This is a genomic window from Stappia stellulata DSM 5886 (assembly GCF_000423705.1).
GTDB lineage: Bacteria > Pseudomonadota > Alphaproteobacteria > Rhizobiales > Stappiaceae > Stappia > Stappia stellulata.
The window spans coordinates 614349-635387 of the sequence record NZ_KE384082.1 but is presented as its reverse complement, the minus strand read 5'-3'; the positions used below and the strand labels follow the sequence as shown (position 1 = coordinate 635387).

The 21039-nt window shown below is 64.9% G+C and carries 19 protein-coding genes; 17 read left to right on the top strand and 2 right to left on the bottom strand.

The features are described from left to right. Positions 1–14: 14 nt before the first annotated feature. Positions 15–767 carry an SDR family NAD(P)-dependent oxidoreductase gene (locus tag G572_RS0115285; protein WP_029059221.1) on the bottom strand — a complete coding sequence of 251 codons (753 nt, stop codon included), beginning with the start codon at positions 765–767 and terminating at the stop codon, positions 15–17. A gap of 189 nt (positions 768–956) precedes the next feature. On the opposite strand from G572_RS0115285, the gene G572_RS0115280 reads away from it, so the two are divergent. The 3 genes from G572_RS0115280 (at position 957) to G572_RS0115270 (ending at position 3991) form a co-directional block, all read left to right on the top strand. Beyond that, on the top strand, positions 957–1988 hold the full coding sequence (locus tag G572_RS0115280; protein WP_029059220.1) for a TRAP transporter substrate-binding protein: 1032 nt from the start codon (positions 957–959) through the stop codon (positions 1986–1988). Positions 1989–2063: 75 nt separating this feature from the next. Next, entirely contained in the window at positions 2064–2651 is a 588-nt protein-coding gene (locus G572_RS24155) for a TRAP transporter small permease subunit (protein WP_156884643.1), read from the top strand. Next, positions 2648–3991, top strand: a complete 1344-nt coding sequence (locus G572_RS0115270) for a TRAP transporter large permease (protein ID WP_245566230.1) — start codon at positions 2648–2650, stop codon at positions 3989–3991. The genes G572_RS24155 and G572_RS0115270 overlap by 4 nt, the downstream gene beginning before the upstream one ends. A gap of 160 nt (positions 3992–4151) precedes the next feature. Here G572_RS0115270 and G572_RS0115265 read toward each other — a convergent pair whose 3' ends face one another. Further along, positions 4152–4910, bottom strand: a complete 759-nt coding sequence (locus tag G572_RS0115265; protein ID WP_029059218.1) for an SDR family NAD(P)-dependent oxidoreductase — start codon at positions 4908–4910, stop codon at positions 4152–4154. A gap of 317 nt (positions 4911–5227) precedes the next feature. On the opposite strand from G572_RS0115265, the gene G572_RS0115260 reads away from it, so the two are divergent. The 14 genes from G572_RS0115260 to G572_RS0115195 all read left to right on the top strand — a co-directional run bounded on the left by G572_RS0115260 (position 5228) and on the right by G572_RS0115195 (position 20919). Continuing rightward, positions 5228–5944, top strand: coding sequence for a FadR/GntR family transcriptional regulator (locus G572_RS0115260; protein WP_029059217.1), 717 nt, complete (start codon positions 5228–5230; stop codon positions 5942–5944). Then, entirely contained in the window at positions 5934–6971 is a 1038-nt protein-coding gene (locus G572_RS0115255; protein WP_029059216.1) for an ABC transporter ATP-binding protein, read from the top strand. Before G572_RS0115260 ends, G572_RS0115255 begins: the two co-directional genes overlap by 11 nt. Beyond that, positions 6968–8104 (top strand): ABC transporter ATP-binding protein, encoded by a 1137-nt coding sequence (locus tag G572_RS24150; RefSeq protein WP_051242460.1) that lies wholly within the window; start codon positions 6968–6970, stop codon positions 8102–8104. Before G572_RS0115255 ends, G572_RS24150 begins: the two co-directional genes overlap by 4 nt. A 196-nt stretch (positions 8105–8300) precedes the next feature. Further along, positions 8301–9812 (top strand): ABC transporter substrate-binding protein, encoded by a 1512-nt coding sequence (locus tag G572_RS0115245; protein WP_029059215.1) that lies wholly within the window; start codon positions 8301–8303, stop codon positions 9810–9812. A gap of 83 nt (positions 9813–9895) precedes the next feature. Beyond that, positions 9896–10702: a glycosyltransferase family 25 protein gene (locus G572_RS24145; RefSeq protein ID WP_051242458.1), complete on the top strand. Its 807-nt coding sequence runs from the start codon at positions 9896–9898 to the stop codon at positions 10700–10702. A gap of 43 nt (positions 10703–10745) precedes the next feature. Beyond that, a complete protein-coding gene (locus tag G572_RS0115235; protein ID WP_029059214.1) occupies positions 10746–11693 on the top strand; it encodes an ABC transporter permease in 948 nt (315 codons plus the stop codon). Continuing rightward, positions 11690–12568, top strand: coding sequence for an ABC transporter permease (locus tag G572_RS0115230; RefSeq protein WP_029059213.1), 879 nt, complete (start codon positions 11690–11692; stop codon positions 12566–12568). Before G572_RS0115235 ends, G572_RS0115230 begins: the two co-directional genes overlap by 4 nt. Positions 12569–12603: 35 nt before the next feature. Then, on the top strand, positions 12604–14391 hold the full coding sequence (locus tag G572_RS0115225) for a gamma-glutamyltransferase family protein (RefSeq protein ID WP_029059212.1): 1788 nt from the start codon (positions 12604–12606) through the stop codon (positions 14389–14391). A gap of 71 nt (positions 14392–14462) precedes the next feature. Further along, on the top strand, positions 14463–15209 hold the full coding sequence (locus G572_RS0115220; protein WP_029059211.1) for a DUF1028 domain-containing protein: 747 nt from the start codon (positions 14463–14465) through the stop codon (positions 15207–15209). A gap of 440 nt (positions 15210–15649) precedes the next feature. Beyond that, positions 15650–16993: a substrate-binding protein gene (locus G572_RS0115215; protein ID WP_029059210.1), complete on the top strand. Its 1344-nt coding sequence runs from the start codon at positions 15650–15652 to the stop codon at positions 16991–16993. 94 nt (positions 16994–17087) lie between these two features. Continuing rightward, on the top strand, positions 17088–18119 hold the full coding sequence (locus tag G572_RS0115210; RefSeq protein ID WP_029059209.1) for a branched-chain amino acid ABC transporter permease: 1032 nt from the start codon (positions 17088–17090) through the stop codon (positions 18117–18119). A 4-nt stretch (positions 18120–18123) separates the two neighbouring features. Further along, positions 18124–19335, top strand: a complete 1212-nt coding sequence (locus G572_RS0115205; RefSeq protein WP_029059208.1) for a branched-chain amino acid ABC transporter permease — start codon at positions 18124–18126, stop codon at positions 19333–19335. A gap of 7 nt (positions 19336–19342) precedes the next feature. After that, entirely contained in the window at positions 19343–20098 is a 756-nt protein-coding gene (locus tag G572_RS0115200; protein ID WP_029059207.1) for an ABC transporter ATP-binding protein, read from the top strand. After that, positions 20095–20919 carry an ABC transporter ATP-binding protein gene (locus G572_RS0115195; protein ID WP_051242457.1) on the top strand — a complete coding sequence of 275 codons (825 nt, stop codon included), beginning with the start codon at positions 20095–20097 and terminating at the stop codon, positions 20917–20919. Before G572_RS0115200 ends, G572_RS0115195 begins: the two co-directional genes overlap by 4 nt. Positions 20920–21039 lie beyond the last annotated feature (120 nt).

Here is a 21039-nt window from a genome sequence, read left to right as displayed (position 1 = left end):
AATAACGGGGAGCGTCAGGCTGCGAGATAGCCGCCGTCGACGGGCAGGATGGCGCCGGTGACGTAGCTCGACATGTCGGAGGCGAGGAACAGGACCGGGCCGACCAGCTCTTCCGGCTGACCGGTGCGCGCCAGCGGCGTATGCGCCATGAAACGGGAGATCGCCGCCTCGTTGGCGCGGGTTCCGGTGGTCATCGGCGTGTCGATCACGCCGGGGGCGATTGCGTTGACCCTGACGCCGCGCGGCGCGAATTCATGCGCCAGCGCCTTGGTGAACTGGGCGACCGCGCCCTTGCTAGCGACATAGGCGCTGATGCCGGGGCCGGCGGCCTGCGACATGATCGAGGCCATGTTGACGATCCGCCCGGCACTCGCCTCGAGCTGTGCGGAAAAGGCCAGAACCATGTTGCGGATGCCGTCGACATTGACGCGAAAGGTCGCGTCCCAGCCGTCGGCGAAACCGGGGTCGCTCAACGGCTGGCGGCGGATGACGCCGGCGTTGTTGACCAGGATACCGGCCGCGCCGAACTCGGCTTCGACGCTTGCGGCAAACGCCCGGGCGGCGGCAAGGTCGGACACGTCGCAGTGTGCGGCGAACGCCTGTCCGCCCTCAGCGCGAATCGCTTTCGCAGTGTCTTCCGCCATTTCCCGGTCGATATCGCAGAGCGCCAGACGGGCACCGGCGCGGGCCAGCCCAAGGGCGATTGCGCGGCCATTTCCCTGGCCTGCGCCGGTCACGACCGCGACCGAACCGCTCACACCAATCATCGCGTCCTCCATGAATTAGTATATTGCTAATTCGTTTGATTATAGATAATACTCGGGCAGGGCAAGCGGCTGATTGGGAAAGTCGGGCGGCCTCAGACGTCGTCGCTTCGACGCGGGCGTCGCTGCAAATGCGTTGAGGAAACGGCGCATCGAATGCGTTCGAAAAGGACGCCAGAAAGGGAGGACTTCATGAAAGCTCGGCTTATGTCCGCAGCACTTGCGGCAACGATGCTCACCGCGGCCCCGGCCGTTGCCGACAGCTACGACCTGCAAAGCGTGTTCGGCCTTCAGGTGCCGTCAATCGGCCCGAGTCCGGTCAAATGGGCGGAGCGCGTGAAGCTCATGACCGGTGGCGAGATCGATATCACGGTTCACGGTGCCGGCGATTTCGTCCCGCCCTTCGAGGTGTTCGGCGCGGTCAGCACCGGCGCGATCCCGATGGGCTTCGACTGGATCGGCTATTGGGCAAGCACCATTCCGGTCGCCAACCTGATCGGCTCCATGCCGTTCGGTCCGAGCCCGGAAGTCGCCAATGCGTGGATGTTCGAAGGCGGTGGCCTGGAAATCATCCAGAAGGCCTACGATCCGCACGGCGTGAAGGTTATCCCCTGTCATCTGGTGGTGCCGGAAGCAGGCGGCTGGTTCAACAAGGACATCGAGACGGTCGAGGACTTCAAGGGCCTGAACATGCGCATCGCCGGCCTCGGCGGCAAGGCGCTGGCTCGTCTCGGCGCCAACACCCAGCTGGTCCCGGCGGGCGAGATCTTCGTGTCGCTGGAAACCGGCCGCATCGATGCGACCGAGTTCTCCGCACCGCAGCTCGATCTCGGCTTCGGCTTCCAGAAAGTGGCCAAGAACTATTACTTCCCGGGCTGGCACCAGCCGTCGAGCTGGGATTCCATCATCATCAACATGGATGTGTGGAACGGCTTCTCGGAAGACCAGCAGACCATCATGGTCGAGGCCTGCCGCGCCAACATCGCCTACAATCTTGGCGACCAGATCCATCAGCAGGCCGAGGCGATTGCCGCCATTCGCGAAGCCGGTGTGGAGATCAAGCGCTTCCCCGATCCGGTGCTTGCCGAACTGCGGGCGGCCTCGCGCGCAGTGATGGACGAGGAAGCGGAGAAGGATCCGATCTTCAAAGAAGCCTATGAATCGCTTAACGCCTATGTCGAGCGGGTCGGCGAATGGGGTCAGCTTCAGGCTCTGCCGCGCTGAACCGATAGATTGTGACATCAGTGGGCGGCTCCCGGACGGGGGGTCGCCCATCGGTATGGATCGGGGAGCTTGGGCGTGAAACGGCTTGGTGAAACAGTGGGGAATGCCTGCGCGCTTCCCGGAACGATCGTGGGGTGGCTGATCCTGCCGCTGATCCTGTCGGTCTGCCTTGGGGTTCTTGCCGCGCAGCTCGGCATCAACCGTCTCGCCGACTGGGAGGGCAGCGTGCCCTTCTTCGACGAGGCGCTGACCGTCAACAGCATGCTGGACCTGCAGTGGCACATCTTCGCCATGGTGGTGCTCTTCGGCGGCGTCTATGCCTATCGCGACCGCGAGCATGTCAGCGTCGATTTCCTCGCCGCGCATTTTTCCAGGCGGCGCAAGGCCTGGGTCGACATGCTGTGCGACCTGTTCTTTCTGCTGCCCTTTTGCGCGATTGTCGTCTGGTTCGGCACCAAATTCGCCTATCGCGCCTATCTCACCGGAGAAGGCTCCACCTATGGCGGCATGATCGACCGCTGGTTCGTGAAGGCCTGCATTCCGGCCGGGTTCTTCCTGCTTGGAACGACCGCATTTGCGCGGATCGTTTCGACCGCGGCCTTTCTCTTCGGCCGGCCCGCGCCCGGGTCGACCGCGGATGACATGGAAAGGCCGGCCCGATGATGGAAGATGCCTTCTGGCCCGTCCTGATGCTCATCGGCCTGATGGGCGGGATTTTCGCCGGCTATCCGGTCGCCTTCGTGCTTGCCGGCATCGGCATCTGTTTCGCCGTTCTCGCCGGCGTGCCGATGCTGTTCCTGTCGACCACCGTGTCGCGCATGTATTCCGGCATTCTCACCAACTGGCTCTTGATCGCGATCCCGCTCTTCGTCTTCATGGGGCTGATGCTGGAGCGCTCCGGCATTGCGGAGCGGCTCTTGAAGTCGCTCGCCGCGATCTTTCGCGGACTGCCGGGCGGCTACGGGTTCGCCGTCGCGGTGATCGGCGTGATCATGGCGGCATCGACCGGCATCATCGGGGCCTCCGTCGTGCTGATGGGCATGATGGCGCTGCCGACCATGCTGCAGAACAACTACGACCCGAAGATCTCCTCCGGCCTGATCGCGGCAAGCGGCACGCTCGGCATTCTCATTCCGCCCAGCATCATGCTGATCGTGCTCGGCGACCAGCTGCGCGTTTCCGTCGGCGACCTGTTCATGGCGGCGGTCGGGCCCGGGCTTCTGCTCGGCGGGCTCTACATCGGTTATCTGGTGCTTGTCGCCATTTTCCAGCCGCATCGCATGCCCCCGGCACAAGCTGCCGAGCAAAAGCCGTTCTGGTCGGCGGTTGCCTCGCTTGCGCTCGACCTTCTGGCGCCGGTGATCCTGATCGTCTCGGTGCTCGGCACCATCGTCGCGGGCATCGCCACGCCGACGGAATCGGCGGCCATCGGCGCGCTCGGCGCCATGCTTCTCGCGCTTGTTTCGCGCAAGCTCGACTGGAAAACCCTGAGTTCGGCGCTGCGCGACACCACCAAGACCACGGCGATGATCATCTTCGTGATGATGGGCGCGACGGTGTTTTCCGTCGTGTTCCGAAAGCTCGGCGGCGATGCGCTGATCGCGGATGCCTTCGCGATCCACGACGGCAACCCCTATGTCGTCTTCATCATGATCATGGCGCTGGTCTTCGTGCTCGGCTTTTTCCTGGAGTGGGTGGAAATCTCGCTGGTGGTCGTGCCCATCGTTGCTCCTGTGGTGGCGGCGCTCGACTTCGGCCTGCCGCCCGAGCAGGTGCTGGTCTGGTTCGCGATTGCGCTTGCCGTGAACCTTCAGACCTCGTTCCTGACCCCGCCGTTCGGCTATGCGCTGTTTTACCTTCGCGGCATCGCGCCGAAGGGCGTGACCATCGGCATGATCTATCGCGGCGTCATTCCCTTCGTGGTGCTGCAGATCGTGGCGCTGGCCTCGGTCATCGCCTGGCCGCAGATCGCGCTCTATATCCCGAACGCGCTGGCGCGGTGAGGGCGCGGCCTGTCTGGTCTCGACGGTGAGGATGCCGCCCCAGTCGGGGGCGGCAGGGTCATGCCCGGGCCTGCAAGACACGCCCGGTGGGCCGGTGCCCGCATGACCGGGGCGGACGCGCGCTCCTCTCGAATTGCGCCGGAGAGTGGCTGCGCCCTGCTCAATAGGCGGAAATTCCGCCGTCCACGGCAAGCGCCTGACCCGTCACATAGCTGTTGTCGGGAGAGATCAGCGCGATCATTGCGGCGACGACTTCCGCCGGCTCCGGCAAGCGCTTCATCGGCGATCCGGCGGCAAGCCGGTCGGCGCGTCCGGCAAGCGGGCCCTCGCTCAGAAGCGGCGTCGGGCTGTAATAGGGGCAGATCGCATTGACGCGGATGTTGTCGCGGGCGTGTTCGACCGCCGCCGTGCGGGTGATGCCGATCACCGCGTGTTTCGCGGCCGAATAGGCGGCAAGCCTCGGCCCCGCGCCGATGCCGGCGAGCGAACTGACGTTCAGGATCGCGCCGCCACCTTGTGTCAGCATCTGGCGGATCTGGTGCCTGACGCCGAAGAACACGCCCTTGGCGTTCACCGCAAGGGCGAAATCGAGATCGGCTTCCGTCGTCTCCACCAGCGGCTTTACAGCGCCGGTGGCACCGGCATTGTTGACCGCAATGTCGAGCCGCCCGAAAGCGGAGACGGCGGCGGCGACCAGCGCTTCGACCTCCGCCTCGCGGGTCACGTCGCAGGGCTTTGCGAGGACGTCGGCCCCGCTCTCGCGCAGGTTTGCGGCGCGCCGCTCAAGTCCCGCCGCATCGCGGTCGCCGAGAACGAGCTTCGCGCCCGCTTCGGCAAGACGCGCCGCGAGCAGGCCCCCGAACCCGCCGGCGGCGCCGGTGATCAGCACGACACGTCCGGCAAAGGCGGCATCCGCCATCGTTTCGCTCCCTGAATGGTCGCGCGACACGGCGCGGTCGGTGTTGGCTTTCGATCATTCATGTCAGGCGAAGGGGCGCAAGCCAATCCTGCCGTCACCGGGCGTCAAGGATACCAAAATTGCGGATTGGTTCTGCGTCTTCGGCACGCACCGCGTTTTTATGGACGTTTTAAGGGACGGATATTTCACAAAGTTATTTTTTTGGCAGGCTGATTGAAATTTATGCGCAGCAAGCTGTCCCGGAGGGCTTGCCTATTCAGCGTCGGTGGCAAATAATGAAACCAATGCTGATAAAGGTTCGCAAGGGTTCGTACGTCTTGTCAGACACATCCCAATCGCCCCGGAATTCAAGCCTCGCGCTCGAGCGGTTGCGCATCATTGTCGACCAGCTGGAGCTGGAGGCGCGTGAGCAGCTACCCACGGAACGCGAGCTTGCCGAGCAGATCGGCGTCGGCCGCCGCGCCGTGCGGCGGGCGCTCGATGTGCTGGCGGCGGAAGGGCGCATCTGGCGGCGCCAGGGGGCCGGCACCTTCATCGGCGCCGCGACGCGGCTGACCGGCGCGCGCCAGATGGCGCAGCTTCCGCAGATGAGCAACATGTTCGAGGTCATGGAGGTACGCCTGCGGCTGGAGCCCGCGCTTGCGCGGCTTGCCGCCGTCAGGGCCTCGGCCGCCGACGTGGCGCGGATGCGGGCCTTGTGCGACAGCGTGTGGCAGGCGGAGGACATGGACAGCCGCGAGCTCTGGGACGGGGCGCTGCACCGGGCCATCGCCGAGGCCGCCGGCAACACGCTTTTCCTTGCCGTTTTCGAGGTCGTCGACCGGGTGCGTCAGGACGAGACCTGGCGTCACGTGCGCGAAGCCCTGCGCACCCACGGCACGGCAGAACTTTACACCTCGCAGCATTCGGAGGTGCTCGACGCCATCGAGCGGCGCGATCCGGTCGCGGCCGAGCGGGCGATGCGCCGACACCTGTTGGCGCTTCAGGAGCGCCTGCTGCTGCAATCGACGGAGGAGACCGCCGATGCCGAGTGACGAAACGGGACGCGCCGGTTCGCCAGGCGAGCCGCTCCTCACCCTCGACGGGTTGTCCATCCGCTTCAAGGGCGCGCAGGCGAATGTCGTCGACGGCGTGTCGCTGTCGGTCAATCCGGGCGAGACCCTGTGCATCGTCGGCGAAAGCGGCTGCGGCAAGTCCGTGACGGCGCTGTCGCTCATGGGACTGTTGCCGGTGCCGCCGGCCGAGATCCTGTCCGGGCGGGCGATGTTCGAGGGGCGCGACCTTCTCGGTCTGACGCGCCGGGAACTCGGCGAGATCCGCGGCGACCGCGTCTCGATGATCTTCCAGGAACCGATGACCTCGCTCAATCCGGTCTATACCGTCGGCGACCAGATCGCCGAGATCGTCCTGCGGCATCGCCGGATCGGCAAGCGGGAAGCCCGCGCCCGGGCGCTGGAGATGCTGCGCCGGGTCAAGGTTCCCGCGCCGGAGAAGCGTCTGGACGATTATCCGCACCAGCTGTCGGGGGGCATGCGCCAGCGCGTGATGATCGCCATGGCGCTTGCCAACGACCCGCAGCTCCTGATCGCCGACGAGCCGACGACCGCGCTTGACGTGACGATCCAGGCCCAGATCCTCGACCTGATCCGCACGCTTCAGGACGAAAGCGGCACGGCCTTGATCCTGATCACCCACGACCTCGGCGTCGTTGCGGAGATCGCCGATACGGTCGCGGTGATGTATGCCGGCCGGGTCGTGGAGCAGGGCAGCGTGACGTCGGTGTTCGACGACCCGCAGCATCCCTACACAATCGGCCTGATGAGTTCCGTGCCCTCGCTCGGCAAGCGCACGGGAAGCCTTGCGACCGTGCCGGGCATGGTGCCGACCGTCGACACGATGCCGGACGGCTGCCGGTTCGCGCCGCGCTGTCCTTTCGCAAGCGAGGCCTGTCGCCGTGAGGCGCCGCCGCTGCGCCGGGTCGACGCCTCGCAGGCGCCCGGGCACCGTGTTGCCTGCGTGCACGCGCCGCTGGAGACAACATTTGGCGGGGTGGCGGCATGAACGGGAAGGGCCATGACAACGCCGGAGCCGGGGCGCCCGCCCGGGGCGACTATGTGCTCGAAGCGCGCGATCTGGCGCGGCGCTTCAAGGTCGGCTCGTCGTTTCTCGCGACGCCGCAGGTGGTGCGGGCCGTCGACGGCGTGTCGCTGAGCGTTCGGCGCGGCGAGACCCTGGCCATCGTCGGCGAGAGCGGTTGCGGGAAATCGACGCTGGCGCGGCTGCTCTTGCGGCTGCTGCGGCCGAGTTCGGGGCAGGTCCTCTACGACGGGACGGATATCAGCGACCTGCCGGAGCGGGAGATGCGGCGGTTGCGCAAGGATCTCCAGTTCATCTTCCAGGACCCTTTTTCCTCGCTCAATCCGCGCATGACCGTCGGGGCGATTGTCGAGGAACCGATGCGGGTACACGGCATCGGCACCCGCGCGTCCCGCCCGCAGCAGGTTGCCGATCTCCTGCGGCGCGTCGGCCTCAGGGCGGAATACGCCAACCGCTATCCGCACGAGTTTTCCGGTGGGCAGCGCCAGCGCATCGGCATCGCCCGCGCGCTTGCCTGCGGGCCCAGGGTGCTGATCGGCGACGAGCCTGTTTCCGCGCTCGACGTCTCGATCCAGGCCCAGGTCATCAATCTGCTGGAGGAGCTGAAGGCGGAGTTCGACCTGACGCTGGTGCTGATCGCCCATGATCTGGCGGTGATCCGGCATATGAGCGACCGGGTGGCGGTGATGTATCTGGGCGAGATCGTCGAGCAGGGCGAGACCGACACGCTCTACGATGCACCGCTGCATCCCTACACGCAGGCGCTGATGCGCGCGATTCCCATTCCCTCGCCGCGCAGCCGCAAGGTGGATTCCGGGCTGACGGGCGATGTTCCCTCGCCGCTGGCGCCGCCGCCGGGCTGTCGCTTCCACACCCGCTGTCCGCTGGCGAGCGGAATTTGCAAGGTCGAGCGTCCGCCGCTCGCCACGGTGGCACACGACAGGATGGTCGCCTGTCATCACTGGGAAGAGGCGCGCGCCGGCATTCCGTCGGCCGCGGAGACACCGGCGCATTCGCACGCGGCCGAGCGGCGTTTCGCGCTTTACCGGGAACACAGTCTCGCCGGGACAGCAGCGGCCTCGGATCGCACGCCATGATCGCGGGCCTTGGTCCTTGTCTTCTTGTTTCGTCCCGCGAGGGACGACACGTTGCCGGACACGGCGCCGGGCGACCGTCGCCGGATGCCGTGTCCGTATCGCCACAGCCGGGCACCCGGGCGCGCTTCCCTTGCGGAGCCGCCGTCACAAGATCCGGCAGGGATCGACCGACTTCATCCCACCAGAGGAGCGTTAGATGAAAACCAAACTGCTAGCTGCAATGCTGTTCGCCCTTGGCGCCTCCACGGCGCTGACGGCACAGGCGGCCGATCTTCGCATCGGTCTTCAGGACGACCCGGACGTGCTCGATCCGGACCAGTCGCGCACGTTCGTCGGCCGCATCGTTTATGCCTCGCTCTGCGACAAGCTGGTCGACATCACTCCGGAGCTGGAAATCGTTCCTCAGCTCGCAACGGACTGGTCGTGGTCCGACGACGGGCTGACGCTGACGATGGACCTGCGCGAGGGCGTGACCTTCCACGACGGAACGGCCTTCGACGCGGAGGCGGTCAAGGCCAACATCGACCGCTCCAAGACCATGCCGGAAAGCCGGCGCAAGAGCGAGGTCAAGTCGATCGAAAGCGTTGCCGTGACCGGCCCGCATCAGGTCGCCTTTACCCTCAACGCACCCGACGCGACGCTGCTTGGACAGTTCGCCGACCGCGCCGGCATGATGTTGTCGCCGACGGCAACGGCCGCCGCCGGCACCGACTTCGGTGCAAACCCGATCTGCTCTGGACCCTTCACCTTCGTCGAGCGCGTGCAGCAGGACCGGATCGTTCTGGCAAAGTTCGCCGATTACTGGAACGCGGACGCGATCAACTTCGACACCGTCACCTTTCTGCCGATCCCCGACACGACCGTGCGTCTTGCCAACCTGCGCGCCGGCGATCTCGACATGCTGGAGCGTCTGGCGGCCACGGACGCGGCCGCTGTCAAGGGCGATGAGGATCTCGTTTACGCGGAAGCCGTCAGCCTCGGCTACCAGGGCATCACCGTGAACGTCGACAATGGCGAACGCGGCGACAACCCCTTCGGCAACGAGCCGAAGTTGCGCCAGGCATTCTCGCTGTCGCTCGATCGCGACGCGATCAACCAGGTGGTGTTCGAGGGCGCCTTCGCACCTGGCAACCAGCCCTATCCGTCCACGAGCCCCTGGTATGACAAGTCGCATCCCGTGCCCGCGCGTGATGTCGCCAAGGCCAGGGAACTGATGAAGGAAGCCGGCTACGAGACGCTGGACGTCGAGGTGCAGGTCGCCAACAACCCCGTGCAGACGCAGATGATGCAGGTGGTCCAGGCGATGGCGGCGGAAGCCGGTTTCAACGTCAAGCTCAAGTCGATGGAGTTCGCCAGCCTGCTTGCCGACCAGTCGGGCGGCAACTACCAGGCCAGTCAGGTGGGCTGGTCGGGCCGTGTCGATCCGGACGGCAACATCCACCAGTTCATGACCTGCAAGGGCGGGATCAACGATTCCAAATACTGCAACCCCGAGGTCGACCGCCTGCTCAATGCCGCGCGCACGAGCAACGATCTCGCCGAGCGGAAAAAGAGCTATGATGCGGCCCGCGCCATTCTCGCGAACGACATGCCGATCATCTATCTGTACCATCCGACGTGGATCTGGGCGCTCGATGGCAAGATCGAGGGCTTCACCCCCTATCCCGACGGCATGATCCGGCTCGAGAACGTCAAGTTCAAGTCCTGATCCGGCCTGACCGGTTCCAGCGAGGGGCGGGCATGCCGCCCCTCGCGTTTTCATGACGACACGACCCGCCTGAAGCGTAAAACATGACCAGGATGCAGACCTTTGTGATCAATCTCGACCGGGCTCCGGACCGTATTGAACGGCTCGGCGGGCGGCTTCGTGCCCAAGGGGTCGTCTTCGAGCGTATGCCGGCGGTGGATGCGCGGCTTCTCGGCGATGCCGACATCGCGCGCCACGTGGACGGTATTGGCTACTGGGGGCGTCTGACGCGCGGCGAGGTCGCCTGTTTCCTGAGCCACCGCGCCTGCTGGCAGCGGATCGTCGACAGGGGGCTGCCGCACGGGGTCGTGCTGGAGGACGACGTGGTGCCGGGCGAGGACGTCGGGGCGCTGTTTTCCAACGTTGACTGGGTGCCGCCCGACGCCGACCTCGTGAAACTGGAGACCAACCGCAAGCCGGTGTGGCTTGCCCGCGGGCATGTCGCACAGGCCGCGCGCCATGCCGTCACACGGCTGTATTCCTCCCACGACTGCACCGCCGCTTATGTTGTCACCCGGCACGCGGCGCAGCGGTTGCTTCGAGAAACGCTGCGCTTTCGCGACGAGGTCGACGAACTTCTGTTCACCGAACGCTCCCCGCTGCACGGCCGGCTGGTGAACTACCAGATGGACCCGGCGCCCTTCGTGCAGGAGCGATGGCTGGAGGCGGTGGAACCGTCGCCAGATGTCGATCCCGACACGAGCATCGAGGAACGGGAGCAAAAGGTGCGCCGGCCGCTGTCCCGCCCCGAAAGGTTCGTGGAGTATCTCGGCCAGGGCCGGCGTGACTTCGGTCAGGCCGCAATGGAATTCCTCGGCCGCCGCCGGACCGCCGTGGTCGATTTCCGATGACCCGGCGTCCCGCCCTTCTTTCTATCGCGACAGGACCAGCGTGATGCTTGCCTTTATCGCCCGCCGCCTGCTGATCGCGCTGCCAACACTGGTTCTGGTGTCGATCTTCGTCTTCACCCTGCAAAAGCTCCTGCCGGGCGATCCCGCGCTGGTGCTGGCGGGTGAGGAACGCGACCCGGAGACACTCGCCTTCATCCGCGAGAAATACCATCTCAACGAACCGATCCTGTATCAGTATTTCTATTGGGTTGGCGGGTTGCTGCAGGGCGATCTCGGCGTTTCGCTCAGAACCAACCAGCCGGTGCTGTCGCTGATTGCCGACAAGCTGCCGGTGACGATCCAGCTCGCGGTGATGGCGATGATCATCGCCATGGCGATCGGCATTCCCACCGGCATCCTCTCCGCCGTGAAGAAGGGCGGACCGGTCGACTATATCGCCAACTTCCTGGCGCTGTCGGGTCTGTCGATCCCCAATTTCTGGCTCGGGATCATGTTGATCCTGCTGGTGTCGGTCAATCTCGGCTGGCTTCCGGCGTCGGGCTACGAATCGATCTTCGTCGATCCCGTGCGCTCGCTGGAAACGATGATCATGCCGGCCTTCGTGCTGGGAACGGCGCTCGCCGCCACCTTGATGCGCCACACCCGCTCGGCAATGCTTGGCGTGCTCAAGGCCGATTATGTGCGCACCGCCCGCGCCAAGGGCCTGAGCGAGCGCGTCGTCGTCATCAAGCATGCCTTCCGCAATGCGCTGCTGCCGGTGGTGACGCTCGGCGCGTTGCTCTTCGGCGAGCTGCTCGCCGGTGCGGTGCTGACCGAGCAGATCTTCACCATTCCCGGTTTCGGCAAGCTTATCGTCGATGCGGTCTTCACCCGCGATTACGCGGTGGTGCAGGGCGTCGTGCTGTGCACGGCCGCCGGCTTCATCCTGATGAACCTGATCGCCGACGTTCTCTATGTCCTTCTCAATCCGCGCATGAGGAACGCCCAGTGACCGGTGCAACCGTTTCTCCCGCCTCAGACGGGGTCGCGCCCCGGCGCCAGAGCCGGGTCTGGAGCAAGCTGAAGCGCAACCGCGGCGCGCTGATCGGCGCGTTGATCGTCGGTTTCTTCGTGATCGTCGCAGCGTTGGCGCCCTTGCTGCCCATCGCCGACCCGACCGCAACGAGCTGGACCGCGGTGCGCAAGGCGCCGTCGGCGCTCTACTGGCTCGGCACCGACGAGATCGGCCGCGACATCTTCTCGCGCATGATCTGGGGCGCGCAGGCCTCGCTGCTGGCGGGCGTCGTGTCGGTGCTGATCGCGGTCGTCATCGGCGTGCCCTTCGGGCTGGTGTCGGGGTATTTCGGAGGTTGGACGGATCAGGCGATTTCGCGGGTGACCGACGCACTTCTGGCGACGCCGTTCCTGATCCTGGCCATTGCGCTGGCCGCCTTTCTCGGCCCGAGCCTGACCAATGCGATGATCGCCATCGGCCTGTCGGCGACGCCGATCTTCATCCGCCTGACCCGTGGTCAGGTGCTCAGCGTCAAGACGGAAGACTATGTGGAGGGCGCGCGCGCCATCGGGTTGAGCGATGTGGCGATCATGTCGCGCTACATCCTGCCCAATGTCTTTGCGCCCATCCTCGTGCAGGCGACGCTGACGATTGCCACGGCGATCATCGCGGAGGCGAGCCTGTCCTTCCTCGGCCTCGGCCAGCAGCCCCCCTATCCGAGCTGGGGGTCGATGCTGAACGTCGCCAAGAACTTCATGACCCAGGCGCCCTGGATGGCGTGGTGGCCGGGGGCCGCGATCTTCCTCGTCGTGCTCGGCTTCAATCTACTCGGCGACGGCCTGCGCGACGCGCTCGACCCGCGCGAAAGCTGACCAAAACAATCAAACAAGAAATTTCGGGAGTTCCCATGTCCACCTTTACCACCCGCCCGGAAATCCAGGGCACCTTCGGCGTTGTCACCTCGACGCACTGGATCGCTTCGGCCGTCGGCATGCGCATTCTGGAGATCGGCGGCAATGCGTTCGACGCGGCGGCGGCCACGGGGTTCGTCCTGCAGGTCGTCGAGCCGCATCTGAACGGTCCGGGCGGGGACATGCCGGCGATTGTCTATGACGCTGGCCAGGACCGGATCGAGGTGATTTGCGGGCAGGGCGGGGCGCCGGCGGGCGCGACCATCGAGCGTTACAAGGCGGAGGGCATCGACCTCATTCCGGGCGACGGCCTGCTGGCGACGGTGATCCCCGGCGCTTTCGACGCCTGGATGCTGATGCTGCGCGATCACGGCAGCCTGCCGCTGCGCGAGGTGCTGGAACCGGCGATCCATTATGCCGAGGCCGGCCATCCGGTGCTGCCGCGCGTCAGCGCGACCATCGCGGGGCTGGACGGCTTCTTCGAGGAGCATTGGCCCACCTCGCACGCGACCTGGCTGCCCGGCGGCTCCGCGCCGAAGGCGCATGCGCTGTTCAAGAACCCGGTGCTGGCGGAGACCTGGAAGCGGATGCTGCGCGAAGCCGAGGCCGTTTCGGGCCGCGAGGCGCAGATCGAGGCGGCGCGCGCCACCTTCTACCGCGGCTTTATCGCGGAGGAGATCGATACCTTCCTGCGCGAGACCGAGGCGATGGACGGCAGCGGACAGCGCCACAAGGGGGTGATGACGGGCGAGGACCTCGCCGGCTGGCAGGCAACCGTCGAGGCGCCGCTCACCTACGATTACCACGGCTGGAGCGTGGCCAAGACCGGGCCCTGGGGGCAGGGGCCGGTCCTGCTGCAAAGCCTGGCGATCCTCAAGGGACTCGATGTCGCTTCGCTGGATCCGGCTGGGGCCGACTTCGTCCATCTGGTCGCGGAGACGATGAAGCTCGCCTATGCCGACCGCGAGGTCTATTACGGCGACCCCGATTTCGCCGAGGTGCCGATGCAGCACCTTCTGTCGGACAGTTACAATGTGGAGCGTCGCAGGCTGATCGGCTTGCAGGCCTCCTACGATCTCAGGCCCGGCGCCGTTCCCGGCTTCGAGGATCAGCGCGCCCGCGCGCTTGCCGCCATCGATGCGCTCGGCGTGTCGGAAACGGGGGTCTACGAGCCGACGATGGCGCATCTGTCGGAGCGGCGCGGCGACACGGTGCATATCGACGTCATCGACCGTTGGGGCAACATGGTCTCCGCCACGCCGTCGGGCGGCTGGCTTCAGTCCTCGCCGGTGATCCCCGGTCTCGGCTTCTGCCTCAACTCGCGCGCGCAGATGTTCCTGATGACGCCGGGCCTGCCGACCTCGCTTGCGCCGGGCAAGCGGCCGCGCACGACGCTGACGCCGAGCCTCGCCTCGCGCTACGGAAAGCCGGTGCTTGCCTTCGGCACGCCCGGCGGCGACCAGCAGGACCAGTGGCAGCTGTCGCTGTTCCTCAGGCTGGTGCATCACGACCTCAACCTGCAGCAGGCCATCGACATGCCGCTGTTTCACACCACCCATTTCCCGGCCTCCTTCCATCCGCGCAAGCGCGCGCCGGGCCATGTGATGGTCGAGGAGAACTTCGGCGAGGGCGTGCTGAATGCCCTGCGCACGCGCGGCCATATCCTCGATGTGGCGCCGCCTTGGACCGTCGGGCGTCTCACCGCCGCAAAGCGCGAGGCGGACGGCCTGTTGAAGGCGGCGGCGACGCCGCGGCTGATGCAGGCCTATGCCATCGGGCGATAGCGGCCGGCCAGCCGTGCCGGGGGCGGACGCAAGGGGGCAATTCGCCTGCGCTGAACGAAGAGGAGACGAGGATGACCTATTCGATTGTTGCGCGCGATGCGCGCACCGGCGCCTTCGGCATCGCCGTTGCCAGCCGCTTCTTCGCCGTGGGCGCGCTGGTGCCGCATATGCACGGGCAGGCCGGCGCGATCGCCACCCAGGCCTTCGTCAGTCCGCTCTACGGCACCGACGGGCTCGACATGCTGAAGCGCGGCGAGCAGGCGCAAACGGTGATGGAGACCGTCACCGGGCGCGACGCCGGCCGTCATTCGCGGCAGATGCATGTGATCGACGCGCAAGGGCGAAATGCGGCTTTCACCGGCGAGAACTGCGTCGACTGGGCAGGGCATCTGGTGGCGGACAACGTGTCGGTCGCGGGCAACATGCTGGCGGGGCCGCAGGTGCTGGAGGCAACCCTTGCCGCCTATCGGGACGGCGGCGATCTGGAATTTGCGGAGCGCTTGCTCCGTGCGATGGAGGCGGGCGAGGCCGCGGGCGGAGACAGGCGCGGCAAGCAGTCCGCGGCCCTTCGGATCACCCGCGGCGAGGCCTATCCCTGGCTCGACATCCGCGCCGACGATCACGGCGACCCGCTTGCCGAACTGCGCCGTCTGTTGGCGGTTGCCGGAGAGCGCTTCCTGCATGTGGCGGAAACCCTGCCGACAGCGCAGGATGTGTCCGGCCTGCTCGATCGGTCCCATATCGACCTGAAGATTGCGGAGCTGGAGGCAGAGCGAAAGGCACGGGGGCAGTCCTCGGCGTCGCTGGCCACACCCTGAGGCCCCGCGTGGCGCTGAGGTCATGCCTAGAGATCAGCCTGTGCGCCGCGATTTCTGTGAGTTTGAAAGTTGTGAAAACCCGGATTGTAATTTGTTTGTAGTATAATATGTATTTAACGTGATAATTGAATTATGTTTTTTGAATTTTCTGTATGAATATATTGATTGCGCAAATTTTATGCAATTTATACGATGAAACTAAGTATTATGCTGCATTGCACAATTATTTATACATGATTTTTTGCGGTTTATCCTGAATGTTGATTTTGGGAGAAAACGCCGTGCCGTTTAATCGCCATATTATACTAAATGAGAGTTGCGGACTTCTGGTGTTTCCGGAACGCTGACCCTTCGGATCGAGAGTGACCTTGCGTACGCTTTCATCCCAAGAAAAGGCCCGTGAAACGGCGGGCGCAGGGAAATGCTGGAGGAGATATTTCATGATAAAGCGACCAATCAGCCGTCGCGGGCTCATCAAGACAGCCGGTGTCGTCGGCGTCGGGCTCGCGGCACCGCATGTTTTCATTCGCAACGCAAATGCCTTCAACAACGAGCCGACGGGCGGTACCGTCACGCTCGGCTTCAACGTTCCGCAGACCGGTCCCTATGCCGACGAGGGGGCTGACGAGCTTCGCGCCTACGAGCTTGCCGTCGAGCATCTCAACGGCGAGGGCGACGGCGGCATGCTCAACACCTTCTCGTCGAAGGCGCTGAAGGGCAACGGCATCCTCGGCAAGAAGGTCGAGTTCGTCACCGGCGACACGCAGACCAAGTCGGATGCAGCGCGCGCGTCCGCCAAGTCGATGATCGAGAAGGACGGCGCGATCATGATCACCGGCGGGTCGTCGTCGGGAGTCGCGGTTGCGGTTCAGAGCCTTTGCCAGGAGGCCGGCGTGATCTTCATGGCCGGCCTGACCCACTCCAACGACACGACCGGCAAGGACAAGAAGGCCAACGGCTTCCGCCACTTCTTCAACGGCTATATGTCCGCGGCGGCTCTCGCGCCGGTGCTGAAGAATGCCTACGGCACGGATCGCAAGGCCTATCACCTGACCGCCGACTACACCTGGGGCTGGACGCAGCAGGAATCGATCGCCTCGGCGACCGAGGCCATGGGCTGGGAGACGGTCAACAACGTTCTCACCCCGCTCGCGGCAACCGACTTCTCGGCCTATATCACGCCGATCCTGCAGTCCGACGCCGACGTGCTGGTGCTCAACCACTACGGCGGCAACATGGTGAACTCGCTCACCAACGCGGTCCAGTTCGGCCTGCGCGACCGCCAGGTCAACGGCAAGAACTTCGAGATCATCGTGCCGCTCTATTCGCGGCTGATGGCCAAGGGCGCCGGCGAGAACGTGAAGGGCATCTTCGGGTCCACGAACTGGCACTGGTCGCTGGAAGACGAGGGCTCGATCGCCTTCGTGCAGTCCTTCGGCAAGAAGTACGGTTTCCCGCCCTCGCAGGCGGCGCATACCTGCTACGTGCAGACGCTGCTCTATGCGGACGCCGTGGAGCGGGGCGGTTCGTTCAATCCGTGCTCGGTCGTCGAGGCGCTGGAAGGTTACGAGTTCGACGGGCTGGGCAATGGCCCGACGCTCTACCGGGCCGACGACCACCAGTGCTTCAAGGACGTGCTCGTCGTGAAGGGCAAGGAAAACCCGACCTCGGAGTTCGACCTTCTGGAGATCGTCGAAGTCACGCCGGCCGCGCAGGTCACCTATCCGCCCGACCATCCGATGTTCGCCGGCGGCGATCTGGGCACCTGCAACTCCGGCGCCTGATCGCCGGCCGCAGGGCAAACGACGTTCCGGCTGCGCGTCACGCGCAGCCGGTTCCCTCGTCTTTTCAGGTCGCTTCGCCAAAACGGACAATAAAATGGACGCCATCATCCTGCAGGTCCTGAACGGACTGGACAAGGGAAGCGCCTATGCGCTGATCGCCCTTGGTCTGACACTGATCTTCGGCACGCTCGGGGTCGTCAATTTCGCGCATGGCGCGCTGTTCATGCTGGGCGCTTTCTGCGCGGTCACGCTGAATGCGATCCTGCGGCTCTCCACCGAGACCATCGATCCCTCCCGCACCGACTTTCTCGGCAACCCCCTCAAGGTGAAGACGCCTTACGTGGAAAACTGGTTCGGTCCGGAGATCGGCGGCGCAATGATCGAATGGTCGGTGCCGCTCGCGATCGTCTTCGCCATACCGGTCATGGTCGCCGTCGGCATCGCGACGGAGCGCGGCCTGATCAAGTATTTCTACAAGCGTCCGCACGCGGACCAGATCCTGGTCACCTTCGGCCTTGCCATCGTCCTGCAGGAAATCATCAAGTACTTCTTCGGTGCGAACCCGATCCCGACGCCGGCACCCGATGCCTTCATCGGCAGCTTCGATTTCGGCGCACTGGTCGGCATGGAGGCCGGCACGATCATCTATCCCTACTGGCGGCTCGTCTATTTCGCCTTCGCGGCGATCGTCATCGGCGCGGTCTTTGCCTTCCTGCAATACACCACCTTCGGCATGGTGGTGCGGGCCGGGATGGCGGACCGCGAAACCGTCGGTCTTCTCGGGATCAACATCGACAAGCGCTTCACCATCATGTTCGCCATCGCGGCCTGTGTCGCGGGGCTGGCGGGCGTGATGTATGCACCGATCAACTCGCCCAACTATCACATGGGCATGGACTTCCTGGTGCTGTCCTTCGTCGTTGTCGTTGTCGGCGGCATGGGCTCGCTGCCCGGAGCGGTGGCGGCCGGTTTCCTGCTCGGCATCCTGGAATCCTTCGCCTCCATGTCGCAGGTCGTGAATCTGCTGCCCGGCATCAACCAGATCATCATCTACCTGGTGGCGATCATCATCTTGTTGACCCGTCCCCGCGGCCTGCTCGGCCGCAAGGGTGTGATGGAGGGATAACGTCATGCTCGGACTGAACAACAAGGACCTGATGCTGTTTGCGATCGTCATCGCGATCACGCTTCTGGCGCCGGTCATCCTCAATCCCTTCCCCGTGGAGTCGGATCTCGCGCAGTTCAACGCCGGCTATCCGGACCTGATGCAACGGTTCGTGATCTTCGGGATCTTCGCCATCGGCTTCAACATCCTGTTCGGGCTGACCGGCTACCTGTCCTTCGGACATGCCGCCTTTCTGGGCGTCGGCTCCTATGCCGGCGTGTGGATGATGAAGCTTCTGACCATGAACGTCGTGCCGGCGATCATCGTCTCGGTGATCTTCGCGGGTCTGTTTTCGCTGCTTGTCGGCTTCATCTCGCTGCGCCGGTCGGGCATCTACTTCTCGATCCTGACGCTGGCCTTCGCGCAGATGTCGTTCTCGCTCGCCTATTCGGTGCTGACGCCGATCACGAACGGCGAGACGGGCCTGCAGCTTTCGCTCAACGATCCGCGGATCCTCGGGGTCAGCCAGACGGCCGACGGGTCGATCCCGATGACGAACTTCTTCGGCATCGCGATGCGCGACGGCTTCGAACTGTCGATGGGCGGCTGGCTGTTCACCTTCAACGCCGGCTACTACCTTTGTGCCGCCGTGATGCTGATCGCCTTTTACGTGTCGATCCGGATTTTCCGCTCGCCCTTCGGCGTGATGCTGAAGGCGGTGAAGTCCAACCAGCAGCGCATGCTTTACACCGGCCTCAATTCCCGGCCCTACACGTTGGCGGCCTTCGTGATCTCGGGCATGTACGCCGGGCTTGCCGGCGGGCTGATGGTGGCGATGGATCCGCTGGCGGGGGCTGAGCGCATGCAGTGGACGGCGTCTGGCGAAGTGGTGCTGATGACCATCCTCGGCGGCACGGGAACGCTGATCGGACCGGTTCTGGGGTCGGGCCTGATCAAGTATCTGGAAAACATCTTTTCCAAGATCAACGACAACATCCTGCACCAGTGGTTCTCCTTCCTGCCCGACGGGCTGGAGGATTTCGTCGTGGCCATTGTCTATCCGTTCATCGGCAAGGGCTGGCACCTGACGCTGGGCATCGTCTTCATGCTCGTGGTGATCTTCCTGCCGGGCGGCATCGTGGAGGGCGGCCAGCGCATCGGCCGGCTGTTCCGGCGCAAACCGCCGGAAGACAGGAACAACACAACGACGGCCGCCGCGCCGTCGGCGGCGGAGTGAAGGCGTCATGGGCATTCTTGAAGTAAAGGGCGTCAACAAGCGCTTCGGCGGGCTCAAGGCATTGAACGATGTCAATCTGGACATCCAGGAAGGCAGCGTCCACGCGATCATCGGACCGAACGGCGCGGGGAAGTCGACGCTCCTCAACTGTTTCGTCGGGCGGCTGGAGCCGGACACCGGGTCGGTCATGTTCGACGGCCAGTCGCTGCTCGGCATCCAGCCCTACCGGATCAACCAGATCGGGGTCAGTCGCGTGTTCCAGACGCCGGAGATCTTCGCCGATCTCAAACTGCTGGAAAACGTGATGATCCCCGCCTTCGCGCGGCGCGACGGCTCGTTCAAGGTCAATGGCTGGAAGAGTGTCGGCGAAGAGCGCGAGATCCGGGACGAAGCGATGACCATGCTTGCGGAACTCGGCATGGAGGCCAAGGCGGACCATGTCGCGGGCCAGCTCTCGCGTGGCGACAAGCGGCGGCTGGAACTGGCGATGTGCCTGGTGCAAAAGCCGAAACTCCTGCTGCTCGACGAGCCGACCGCCGGCATGGCACGGGCCGACACCAACAACACCATCGACCTGTTGAAGCAGATCGCCAAGCGCGGCATCACCATGGTGGTGATCGAGCATGACATGCATGTCGTGTTCTCGCTTGCCGACCGGATCTCGGTGCTGGCACAGGGCACGGTGATCGTCGAGGACGTGCCGGGCAATATCAAAGGCAATCCGAAGGTTCAGGAAGCCTATCTGGGAGGGGCGCACCTATGAACGACACAACGCCGGCCGAGCCGACTTCCGCAAAGACGGGCGACGGCCTGATCCCTGACGATCCCTGGAAGGGACAGGCGCCGGGCGTTCCCGCGCAAAAGGCGCAGGGCGGGCAGCGGGCCTATTTCTCCGTCTGGGACCTTCACGCCTATTACGGCGAAAGCTATGTGGTGCAGGGCGTCAGCTTCAACGTGCGCGAGGGCGAGATCGTTGCGCTGCTCGGCCGCAACGGCGCCGGCAAGACCTCGACATTGCGCGCGATTGCCCGGGTGGACGACCCGCAGGTCAAGCATGGCGAGGTCTGGCTCGACCACAAGCCGCTGCACGAGATGAAGGCCTATCAGGCCGCGCAGAACGGCATCGGCCTGGTGCCGGAGGACCGGCGCATCATTCAGGGGCTGACGGTGGAGGAAAACCTCAAGCTTGCCCAGATCGCTCCGCCACGGGGCTGGTCGCTGGAGCGGATCTACGAGCTGTTTCCCAGGCTCGCCGAGCGCAGGAACCAGGAGGGCACCACGCTGTCGGGCGGCGAACAGCAGATGCTGGCGCTGGCCCGCATTCTGGCCCGCGACGTGAAGCTGCTGCTGCTGGACGAGCCCTACGAGGGGCTCGCGCCGGTGATCGTGCAGGAGATCGAACGCACGCTTGAGGAGATCAAGGCGCTGGGCATGACCACGATCATCGTCGAGCAGAACGCGATCGCCGCCCTGCATCTGGCCGACCGCGCGCTGATCCTCGACATGGGCGAGATCGTCTTCGACGGCACCGCGCAGGAGGTGCTCGACAACGAGGACCTGCGCCAGGACTATCTGGCGCTTTAATCGCCGGCGTATCGTTCTGCACTCTTGGCATCACGCGTCCGCCCGCAATGGCGGGCGCGGGGGACGCGCGGCTCCGGTCGACGGGTCATGCCGGCCGGGTGCAAAGTCGACCGGCAGGGT

Coding starts and splice junctions, on each gene's coding strand:
- G572_RS0115200 (WP_029059207.1), top strand. CDS start 19,343: ATGGGCATTCTTGAAGTAAAGGGCGTCAACAAGCGCTTCGGCGGGCTC.
- G572_RS0115285 (WP_029059221.1), bottom strand. CDS start 767: ATGATTGGTGTGAGCGGTTCGGTCGCGGTCGTGACCGGCGCAGGCCAG.
- G572_RS0115220 (WP_029059211.1), top strand. CDS start 14,463: ATGACCTATTCGATTGTTGCGCGCGATGCGCGCACCGGCGCCTTCGGC.
- G572_RS0115280 (WP_029059220.1), top strand. CDS start 957: ATGAAAGCTCGGCTTATGTCCGCAGCACTTGCGGCAACGATGCTCACC.
- G572_RS0115270 (WP_245566230.1), top strand. CDS start 2,648: ATGATGGAAGATGCCTTCTGGCCCGTCCTGATGCTCATCGGCCTGATG.
- G572_RS0115195 (WP_051242457.1), top strand. CDS start 20,095: ATGAACGACACAACGCCGGCCGAGCCGACTTCCGCAAAGACGGGCGAC.
- G572_RS24150 (WP_051242460.1), top strand. CDS start 6,968: ATGAACGGGAAGGGCCATGACAACGCCGGAGCCGGGGCGCCCGCCCGG.
- G572_RS24145 (WP_051242458.1), top strand. CDS start 9,896: ATGACCAGGATGCAGACCTTTGTGATCAATCTCGACCGGGCTCCGGAC.
- G572_RS0115245 (WP_029059215.1), top strand. CDS start 8,301: ATGAAAACCAAACTGCTAGCTGCAATGCTGTTCGCCCTTGGCGCCTCC.
- G572_RS0115225 (WP_029059212.1), top strand. CDS start 12,604: ATGTCCACCTTTACCACCCGCCCGGAAATCCAGGGCACCTTCGGCGTT.
- G572_RS0115205 (WP_029059208.1), top strand. CDS start 18,124: ATGCTCGGACTGAACAACAAGGACCTGATGCTGTTTGCGATCGTCATC.
- G572_RS0115235 (WP_029059214.1), top strand. CDS start 10,746: ATGCTTGCCTTTATCGCCCGCCGCCTGCTGATCGCGCTGCCAACACTG.
- G572_RS0115210 (WP_029059209.1), top strand. CDS start 17,088: ATGGACGCCATCATCCTGCAGGTCCTGAACGGACTGGACAAGGGAAGC.
- G572_RS0115255 (WP_029059216.1), top strand. CDS start 5,934: ATGCCGAGTGACGAAACGGGACGCGCCGGTTCGCCAGGCGAGCCGCTC.
- G572_RS0115215 (WP_029059210.1), top strand. CDS start 15,650: ATGATAAAGCGACCAATCAGCCGTCGCGGGCTCATCAAGACAGCCGGT.
- G572_RS0115265 (WP_029059218.1), bottom strand. CDS start 4,910: ATGGCGGATGCCGCCTTTGCCGGACGTGTCGTGCTGATCACCGGCGCC.